Below are 8810 nucleotides of genomic sequence, written 5' to 3' on the forward strand. Positions count from 1 at the left end.
ACAAGTGCAGTGCCTACTCGCCGCCACTGCCCAAAACATCAAAAAGATCGCAATGGCACTCACCAAAGCTCCGAAACAAGCTCCCGCGTGACAAAGACCAGCGCGTAAAGGACCAAACGCAAAAACGCGGACAAGCGCCACAAAACCAAAGCCAAAAAAACAAACCCGCCGAAAACGACGGGTTTGTCAGCAGTCTGAGGGCGCTCAGAAGAGCGCCCTTTCCTTTGCCAATCCAGTGGATCGGCTTACATCTTGTCGGTGACGACCGTGGTGGTGGCGCCTTCCGGCTCCTTGGTGATGACCGGGTCGGAACCGCCGGACAGCAGGGACTTCACGGTGCGCTCGTAAGCGGCCATGTCGAGTGTGCCGTCGGAACCGTCGACCAGCTTGTTGATCTCGCGGACCATGCGCTTCTGGTGCTTTTCGGTCTGGGCGCCGGTGGCGTCGTTTTCAAGAACGATCTCGGCGGCTTCGTCCGGATGCTCGTTCGAATAGGCCCAGCCCTTCATGGAAGCGCGCACGAAACGGGCGAGCTTGTCGACCATGGCCGGGTCCTTCAGGCTGTCTTCCAGCACATAAAGGCCGTCTTCCAGCGTGGCGACGCCCTGGTCTTCATACTTGAAGACGATCAGGTCTTCCGCCGGAATGCCTGCGTCGATCACCTGCCAGTATTCGTTGTAGGTCATGGTGGAAATGCAGTCGGCCTGCTTTTGCAGCAGCGGGTCGACGTTGAAGCCCTGCTTCAGCACGGTCACGCCGTCCGGACCGCCCTCGGTCGGAATGCCGAGGTGGCTCATCCAGGACAGGAACGGATATTCGTTGCCGAAGAACCAGACGCCCAGGGTCTTGCCCCTGAAGTCTTCCGGCGACTTGATGCCGGTGTCCTTGCGGCAGGTCAGCTCCATGCCCGACTTCTTGAACGGCTGGGCGATGTTGACGAGCGGCACGCCCTTCTCGCGGCTGGCAAGCGCCGACGGCATCCAGTCGATGATCACGTCCGCGCCACCGCCTGCGATCACCTGCGGCGGAGCAATGTCCGGACCGCCCGGCTTGATCGTGACGTCGAGGCCTTCCTCGTCGTAAAAGCCCTTGTCCTTGGCCACGTAGTAGCCTGCGAACTGGCCCTGGGTGACCCACTTGAGCTGAAGCGTCAGCTCATCGGCTGCATGTGCAGCCCCCGCCATGACCGTTGCGCCGAATACGGATGCAACCGCCAGAGCTTTCAAAGCCTTCAATGCCATTCCCCTACTCCTTTTTCGTCGGGACCGGCCGGTCCCTTCTCCGGAAACTTTCAAGACCAACGAAGCGAATGCAGGCATTCTGCCCCTGCCGTTTGAACGTGCGCGCACGCCATCGGCAGCCTATCCGCTCCGGCCATCCGATGCCTGCGCTGTTTTTGGTTTTTCGCGCGGGCAAAACGTCTGACCATTTGGTCAAGAAATCGTAGGGAACTGCCGAGCCTGTGGTCAAGGCGAATTTTTAATCAGAGGCAAAATTGACGTTTTCCGCATGTGGCCGGCACACATGCCGATTCGATACCGTGACTTTGAACCAACATCCCGACCGAGCGCCAATATAAGTATTAATTACTAGCTCATCATTGCTTTCGACACCCTTTATGCCGCTCTTTTCGGCCAAACTGTCACAATATCACTGTTAATTTTACTTAGAACAGGCATAGATAATAACCAATACATGTTTAATGACGCAGAGTAATTCTTTATTAGATTTCTAACGACTACAATTTTCCCACTTCCAGTTCTCCAGAGATTCCGGAGGGCGAGAAAACGCATTGCTCCGGTTTCGGCGGGCCGAAACCGTGAAACGGGGGAATACCGATGGAAATCGCCAGTGATGCCGCAATAAAATTTCTGTCGTCCGCAATGCGGGGGCCGGAACGGGCCGCCGAAATAAGAAAGGGGGTCGTCGGCAAACTGCCTGACGTTCTCGAGGAATTTTATGCCCGCGTCCTGGCGTCTCCTGCGGGGGAGCTGTTTCCGGACGCCGGCACGGCCGCCTCGGCGAAAGCTGCCCAGCTCAACCACTGGCAGGAGCTGTTCCAGAACGAACTCTCGCCTCTCACTTTGGAAAAATCGAAAGAGATCGGCAAGACGCACCTGCACGTCGGCCTGTCCCCGGTGTGGTATATCAGCGCCTATGGCTGGGTGCTGATGAAACTCGTGCCGGAGCTCATCCGCAAGCACCGCTTCCGCAAGGGAGAACTCGAGGGCGTCTTGTGCACATTGATCCTCCGGCTTTTCTCCGACATGGCCGCGTCCCAGACCGGTTACGAGGAAGCCCTGGTCCGGAAGGCCCTGAGCGAAGAACTGGAAAGCAAGACAGAAAGCCTTGGCAAGCTCGCCGACTCGGTTACGGATTTCAACAAGGTGATCCTGCAGCTCGCGTTCCTGCAGCGGAATTCGAATGACGTGGCAAACAACGGCCAGACGATTTCCTCGGCGGCTACCGAACTCGTCTCCTCGGTCGAAAGTATCGCCACCTCCAGTGAAAACGCTGCCCAGGAAGCACAGGACAGCAATACATCGGTCTCAAGCGGGCGGACGGCGATCGGCCAGCTGTCGACGGTCGTGTCCAACATCGCCCGGGCCGTTCATGAAACCTCCAGCAGTGTCGACGAGCTCTCCGAGGCCTCCGACCAGATCGGCCAGATGCTGAGCGTGATCGAAGGGATTGCACAGCAGACAAACCTGCTGGCGCTGAACGCCACGATCGAGGCGGCCCGCGCGGGAGAAGCCGGCAAGGGGTTTGCCGTTGTGGCCTCCGAAGTCAAACAGCTGGCAAACCAGACGGCCCAGTCCACGGACGACATTGCCCGGCGTATCGCGGCGTTGCGCGAGGGCATGTCGGCGATCCAGACCAATATGCAGACCTCGACGGAAGCCGTCGAGCAAAGCGAGGAAGCGATCGCCCGCACCTCGGAGCAGATCGACCGGTTCGCAGAGCAGGTGGAAAGCGTTTCGGGCCGGATGTCGGAAATCGCCGGCGTGCTTTCCCAGCAGAAAGAGGCCAGCGGTGAAATCGCGCTCAGCATCAGCGACGTGGCGAACCTCGCCGCAGACAGCCACGATTACGTGAAGACCATCGCATCGGCAATGACCGCAAGCACGAACCAGTTCAAGGCCAATGCCGACCAGCTGTTCGATGCCCATTCCGATGTCGGCCTGTGCTACATGGCCAAAATCGACCATGCGCTGTTCAAGAAACGCGTCATCGACACGTGCCTGGGGACCGACAACTGGAACGTGGCCGATGTTCCGGACCACCATCACTGCCGCCTGGGCAAGTGGTACGACCAGATCACGGATGAGAGCATTCGTTCCCTGCCGGCGTTCCAGTCGCTGATCGTCCCGCATCAGGAAGTGCACGCATATGCGAAGGCGGCGCTCGAGGCCGCGCAGGCGCACGACCCCACGGTCATGCTTGAGACACTGCAGAAGCTCGACCATGCGAGCAGCCAAGTGATCGAAGGGCTCGACCAGTTGGCAAGCGCCATCAAGGCGCGCCACAAGACCGGAAGAGCCGCTGCCTGACACCGGAAACACGAGACCCACGGAAACAGCCATATGTCCTTGAAAGCGCTTTACATCGATGACGACGAAGACATCGGCACCATTGCCGTCATGTGCCTGAAGCTGGACGGCACGTTCGATGCCCGGCACGCGTCCAGTGGAGCCGAGGGTATCGACATCGCCGTCGACTGGAATCCGGACGTGATTCTGCTTGACGTGATGATGCCGGTCATGGACGGGCCGGCCACGCGCCAGAAACTGAAGGACAATCCGGCAACGGCCGATATTCCGGTCATATTCGTCACGGCAAAGACGCAGCGAAGCGATTTGGAAAACCTTTCCGGCCTGGGTGCCCTGGGCACCATCGCCAAGCCCTTCGAGCCGATCACCTTTGCAGACGACGTCACCCAACTCCTTGCAAGAGACGGGTAATCCGGTCCGGGCGTGGCTGGTCGCATTCCAGCGCCTTGCATACAACTACGTGACACACGCACCGGTTTACCGGGGCCATGCCCCGGTGCCATATTGACTGCTGTCAGGAGGCGACCGCCCTTTTCCGGATTTTCCGATCCGTGAGGTCGCGCAGCATCTCAGGCAGATCTCCGCGCCGGGTTCGCGACTTGACCACGATCAGGTCCACCCGGGGATCATCGATCTGTATATCGAGGGCAGTCAGGACGACGACCACCATCCTTTCCACATCGCCGAGCTCATCGAGGATCGTCAGACCGTTTCCATCCTCCAGGGAAATGTCGATGATCAGAACGTCGAAATAGTCAACCGCCATCCGGCGGCGGGCCTCATCCAGCGTCCTTGCCTGGACCAGCAGGATATCGTCGTCGACATTCGCTGCCAGGATTTTGTAGAAATCGGTGTCGTCTTCGATATGGAGGCCCACCAGCCGGCCGTCACCTTCCGCCCTTTCCAGCGCTTCCATCGAAGCGCTGGCCTCCAGCTGAGGAAATTCGACGTGGAAAGTGGTTCCAACGCCCTCTTGGCTTGTAAAGTCGATCGATCCGTTCATACCCTCGACAAACCGTTTCGTAATCGCCAACCCGAGACCGGTACCGCTCTTCTCCCGGCTCGATGTCCCGTCGGCCTGTGCAAATGGCGTGAAGAGGTTTTCCTTGAACGCGTCGGAGATTCCCGCACCGGTATCGATGACGGATATGCGAATATAATCGCCAACCCCTTCTGCCCGGATGACGACGGTTTCCCCGCGCCTGGAAAACTTGATGGCGTTGGAAATCAGGTTTGCCAGGATCTGCTGGAACCGGTTGACATCGACCGAAACCCGAAGCGCCTCGTCAGCCAGTCGCAGATCGATCGAAACGTCATGCTCTTCCGCATACCCGGCATTGAGTTCGGCGGCCTGTTTCAGTTCCGCGTTCACGTCGGCCGTGCTCATGTCGTATTCGAGCTTGTTTGCGGAGAGTTTCTCGAAATCGAGGATGTCGTTGACGAGAACGATCAGGCGTTCGGTGTTCTTGCGCGCCAGATGCACCATCTGACGGAAAGACTCGGATAGCTCTGCGGGCATGAGCCGCTCGATCAGTCCGAGAGAACCGCGGATGGAGGTGAGCGGCGTGCGCAGTTCGTGGCTGACCGTGGAGACGAACTCCGCCTTCAGGCGGTCCATTTCCTTGCGGTCGCGAATGTCCCGAATGACACCGCTGAATTTGACTGCACCTTCGAGCCGCAGGGCGCTGATTGCCAGCTCGATCGGGATTTTCTCTCCCGAGCGGGTTACGGCGACCACTTCGCGGCTGGTATCGATGAAGCCGCTGCCGTGACCGTTCACATATTCGCTCAGGAACCCGTCATGGCGCGCCGCCAACGGGGCTTCCATGAACATGGCTACATTCTTGCCGATGACCTCTTCGGCCTTGTAGCCGAGGATGCGCTCGCAACTGGGATTGAAGCGTTCGATAATGCCGTTTTCTCCAATCAGGAGAAGCCCGTCCAGAACGTTGTCGACAATGGCGCCTGCGCGCGCTTCCGAAGCGAACAGGGCCTGCGTCCGCTCCTTCAGGGAGCGGGCAAGATCGCCGACCTCATCCGTGCGGTCGACCGGCAGCTTCGCCAGCAATTCGCGATCGTCGACGCCCCGCACCAGACCAACCAGACGGTTCAGCGGCGCCATCATCGCCCGAGCGATCAGGACGGAAATGGAAAGACAGGCCAATATCAGAAGAATACCGGTCAGCACCACTTCCCTGCGGGTCTTTCGCGCGTCGCTATAGAGCTCATCTTCTGTCACCTGCAGAATGACGGAAATGAAATCCGATGCGCCGATATTGCCTTTTTCCTTGACGAAATAGGCCACGCTTTCATTGTCGTGAAGCAACCCGCCCTGCAGCGGCGAGCGAAGCGTTTCCGTCACGCTTCGGGGAACCGGCCTGGTGTAGGCGCCATGCAACTCGAGGGGATGCTCCTTCACGGGACCATCTTTCAGGTACTGCATGTAGTCGCCGGATCCGTTGACCACCAAGGTGTTGGTGTTCGGCGCCAGTTCCTCGAACGTCGCCTGCAGCATTTTCTTGTAATCGACATTGATCACGAGAAACCCGAAACGGGTACCGTCAGGCCGGTCGATGGGGAGCATCCCGCGGATCGCCGGGATTTTCCGCGGATCCACGCCGCCGAATTCCCGATTATACGTGACATCGGAAAACAGCACCTTTCCCGACGCGCCGTCCATTGCCCTGGCGAAATAGGGCTCGCCGATTTTTTGCTGCAACAGGCTCGTGGGCGTTGCCCTTTCGCCGTTCTCGACACGATCGATGTGGACGACTTCCCTGCCCTGATCGGCAATACCGATGAACCGCATCTGGAAATAGCTTTGGCGATTGCGCATGATCGAGGCGAAGATCGCCGCCAGGCGGGACCGCCAGTTTTCCAGAGACGATCCGTCATAAGGGTCGATGCCGCCGTTTGCCGACGCACGGATAATCCCCCGGATAGGCGGGGTGGTCGAAAGGGCAAAAAGATCCTCCTCGATGTCCCGATAGGCGAGACGGAACCTTTGCGCCATCAACTTGGTTTGACCGGCCAGTCTTTCCGCCGCCTGATCGAACGTCGCTTCCCGGATGCGATTGTAGGCAATCGTGCCGATCACAAGGGTGCTGACGATCACGCAGCAAAAGGCCAGGACCATGATCCTGGCCTGCATGGACATCGCAAACAAGCGTCGGGTCCGGCCTGGCGCCTTCGGTTCGTTTTCAACAGACAAACCTGATTTCATCGTGCTGTCCCCTACCGCAGGGAAATTCGTCCCGATTACGGATTTTCAAGCTGCGAATGCAGAACGATCCGGTTCCGGCCCTGCCTCTTGGCCTCGTAAAGCGCCTCGTCGGCCGCCCCCAGCAGACCTTCGACCGTGGCGGCATCATCAAGCCCGCAGACACCGCCGCTGAAGGTCACGGTGGGAGGACCCTGGTCCGAATCCTGGAAGCAATTGGAGAAATTCCGGCGGATCCCGTCGAGAACCCGCGCACCCTGTTCCGGTGTCGCATCCAGAAGGATGACACCGAATTCTTCGCCGCCGTATCGGGCAATCACATCGACGCTGCGCAGGGACCCGCTCAGGCAATTGCCGAACATCTGGATGACCCGGTCCCCGACCTGGTGGCCGTAGGTGTCGTTGACCGCCTTGAAGTGATCCAGATCCAGCAGGCAAACAGCCATCGGCGACCCGGTGCGCCTGGAGCGCCCCACTTCCGCGGCCAGCCGCTCCTTGAAATTCACATGGTTCAACAGGCCGGTCGGGCTGTCGCGTTCCATGATCTTGCGCAAGTCCCGTGCGCGCGAGACCCGGATGTAAATCTTGTCCGTCAGGGTGGTGAGATCGACCGGCTTGGCGATGAAATCGTCGCCGCCGATCTGCCGGGCCTCATGCTGGATTTCTTCATTCCGTTCGGCAGACAGGAACAGGATCGGCAGGGAGAGATTCGGCCGCGACAACCGAAGGGCCTTCGCCACATCCAGTCCGTTCGCCTCGGGCATGTCCAGATCCATGACGATCAGATCGGGACAGAAGTCGTCCACGACCTGTCCGGTGTTCAATGGATTGGACAGGGTTTCGGTCCGCAGACCGCGCTGCTGAAGGGCGAAAGCGCAGGCTTCGGCGACGATGTCGTCATCATCCACGATCAGCACCTTGGATTCGGCCTCCTGATCGCGATCGAAATCGGAGAACCAGCCTTCCAGTTCGATAAGATCCACCGGAAGCCCGACCACCGCGGAGACGCCCAGGCGAACCGCCTTCAGCTTGAACTCGAAGCTTTTGCTTTCGCATAAAACGATGACCTTGTGGTCCGGGGCAAGGGAAGCCGCCAGTTCGAGACCGGGATCGGCCGCCTCGTGGATCACCGCGGCAAGACATTTGTCTCCGTCGCCACTCGTAGGACCGCTGGTGACCTCATAGCCCAGGCTCTTCAGCTTCTGGCTGAGATCCGTCAGATGGGGGTCGCGGTCAAAGAGAAAAATGCGTTTTCCTTCCGCCCGACCGGCATTGGCCTCGGAAGAAGAACCGGCGATGTCCAGTTTGGGATGGCCGGATTTTACGATTGAAACCAATGTCATATAACCATCCTGAAAAAACGCGCCACACCGCCCGGCCACCAGGTCAGTGACTGATGGACCGGCGAATGTCATCGGCAAGCTGTCGCGTTCCCTCAGCAATCCGTTCAGGCGCCGCCTTGTTCGCGATGAGCGTTTCGACTTCCTGTGCGGGAGCGGTCAGTTCGCCAAAGCCGAAGACGCGGCTCGATCCGGCGAGCCGGTGAACCACATGGCAAACGCGATCGAACATGGCCGCGTCCGCGGCGCTGTTTTCCAGCTCTTGGCCGAATTTCTCGAGCATGTCCAATTCAGCGGCGAGCCGCTTCGTGAAGGCTGCCGTCAGCTCTGTAATTCGTCCGTCAAATGCGTCTACCATATCGACACCTCAACCGCAGATATGGATTTATGTTAAAGTGTATTTATTAACGCGAAATTGCACAAATACATGTTTTCACTTATATGTTTATAAGCACTTTTCACAATGTATAGTAATTTTTCCCCTTTTTTATCAAGGGACAATGAATTTTATCCGTATTTCCCCTAGGTAGTTTTTACGTTTAGCTCCTTTTTTCCCCCATAACCCTTCCTATTAGGCTTCGTGGACAAAGCTTGACTGGGGACTCGGACCTTGATTCAAGGCTGGCTTTTGGAGGCAGCCTTGGGCGAGCGGATTGGCGTTACAGACGAAGAATGGGAAGTGATCGGGCCGCTGTTGCC

6 protein-coding genes are annotated in these 8810 nt (G+C 58.5%); 2 read left to right on the top strand and 4 right to left on the bottom strand.

Annotated elements, in window-relative coordinates; translation table 11 throughout:
• Positions 1-245: 245 nt before the first annotated feature.
• Positions 246-1184: an ABC transporter substrate-binding protein gene (locus HK439_RS25835; protein ID WP_419247605.1), complete on the bottom strand. Its 939-nt coding sequence runs from the start codon at positions 1182-1184 to the stop codon at positions 246-248.
• A gap of 654 nt (positions 1185-1838) precedes the next feature.
• On the opposite strand from HK439_RS25835, the gene HK439_RS25840 reads away from it, so the two are divergent.
• The gene (locus HK439_RS25840; RefSeq protein ID WP_190294383.1) at positions 1839-3551 is read left to right on the top strand and encodes a methyl-accepting chemotaxis protein; all 1713 of its coding nucleotides are present in this window, start codon (positions 1839-1841) and stop codon (positions 3549-3551) included.
• Positions 3552-3584: 33 nt separating this feature from the next.
• Positions 3585-3962 (top strand): response regulator, encoded by a 378-nt coding sequence (locus HK439_RS25845; RefSeq protein WP_190294384.1) that lies wholly within the window; start codon positions 3585-3587, stop codon positions 3960-3962.
• Between the two features lie 103 nt (positions 3963-4065).
• Here HK439_RS25845 and HK439_RS25850 read toward each other — a convergent pair whose 3' ends face one another.
• From HK439_RS25850 to HK439_RS25860, 3 genes are all read right to left on the bottom strand, one after another.
• On the bottom strand, positions 4066-6708 hold the full coding sequence (locus HK439_RS25850; protein ID WP_235988122.1) for an ATP-binding protein: 2643 nt from the start codon (positions 6706-6708) through the stop codon (positions 4066-4068).
• Between the two features lie 101 nt (positions 6709-6809).
• Entirely contained in the window at positions 6810-8114 is a 1305-nt protein-coding gene (locus HK439_RS25855) for a diguanylate cyclase domain-containing protein (RefSeq protein ID WP_190294386.1), read from the bottom strand.
• Between the two features lie 43 nt (positions 8115-8157).
• Entirely contained in the window at positions 8158-8469 is a 312-nt protein-coding gene (locus tag HK439_RS25860) for an Hpt domain-containing protein (protein WP_190294387.1), read from the bottom strand.
• Positions 8470-8810 lie beyond the last annotated feature (341 nt).

The sequence above is a fragment of the Roseibium aggregatum genome, from assembly GCF_014692675.1.
Classification (GTDB): domain Bacteria; phylum Pseudomonadota; class Alphaproteobacteria; order Rhizobiales; family Stappiaceae; genus Roseibium; species Roseibium aggregatum_C.

Excerpts from the sequence above, each read along its gene's own strand:
- HK439_RS25845 (WP_190294384.1), top strand. The coding sequence starts at position 3,585 with ATGTCCTTGAAAGCGCTTTACATCGATGACGACGAAGACATCGGCACC.
- HK439_RS25860 (WP_190294387.1), bottom strand. The coding sequence starts at position 8,469 with ATGGTAGACGCATTTGACGGACGAATTACAGAGCTGACGGCAGCCTTC.
- HK439_RS25835 (WP_419247605.1), bottom strand. The coding sequence starts at position 1,184 with ATGGCGGGGGCTGCACATGCAGCCGATGAGCTGACGCTTCAGCTCAAG.
- HK439_RS25840 (WP_190294383.1), top strand. The coding sequence starts at position 1,839 with ATGGAAATCGCCAGTGATGCCGCAATAAAATTTCTGTCGTCCGCAATG.
- HK439_RS25850 (WP_235988122.1), bottom strand. The coding sequence starts at position 6,708 with ATGTCCATGCAGGCCAGGATCATGGTCCTGGCCTTTTGCTGCGTGATC.
- HK439_RS25855 (WP_190294386.1), bottom strand. The coding sequence starts at position 8,114 with ATGACATTGGTTTCAATCGTAAAATCCGGCCATCCCAAACTGGACATC.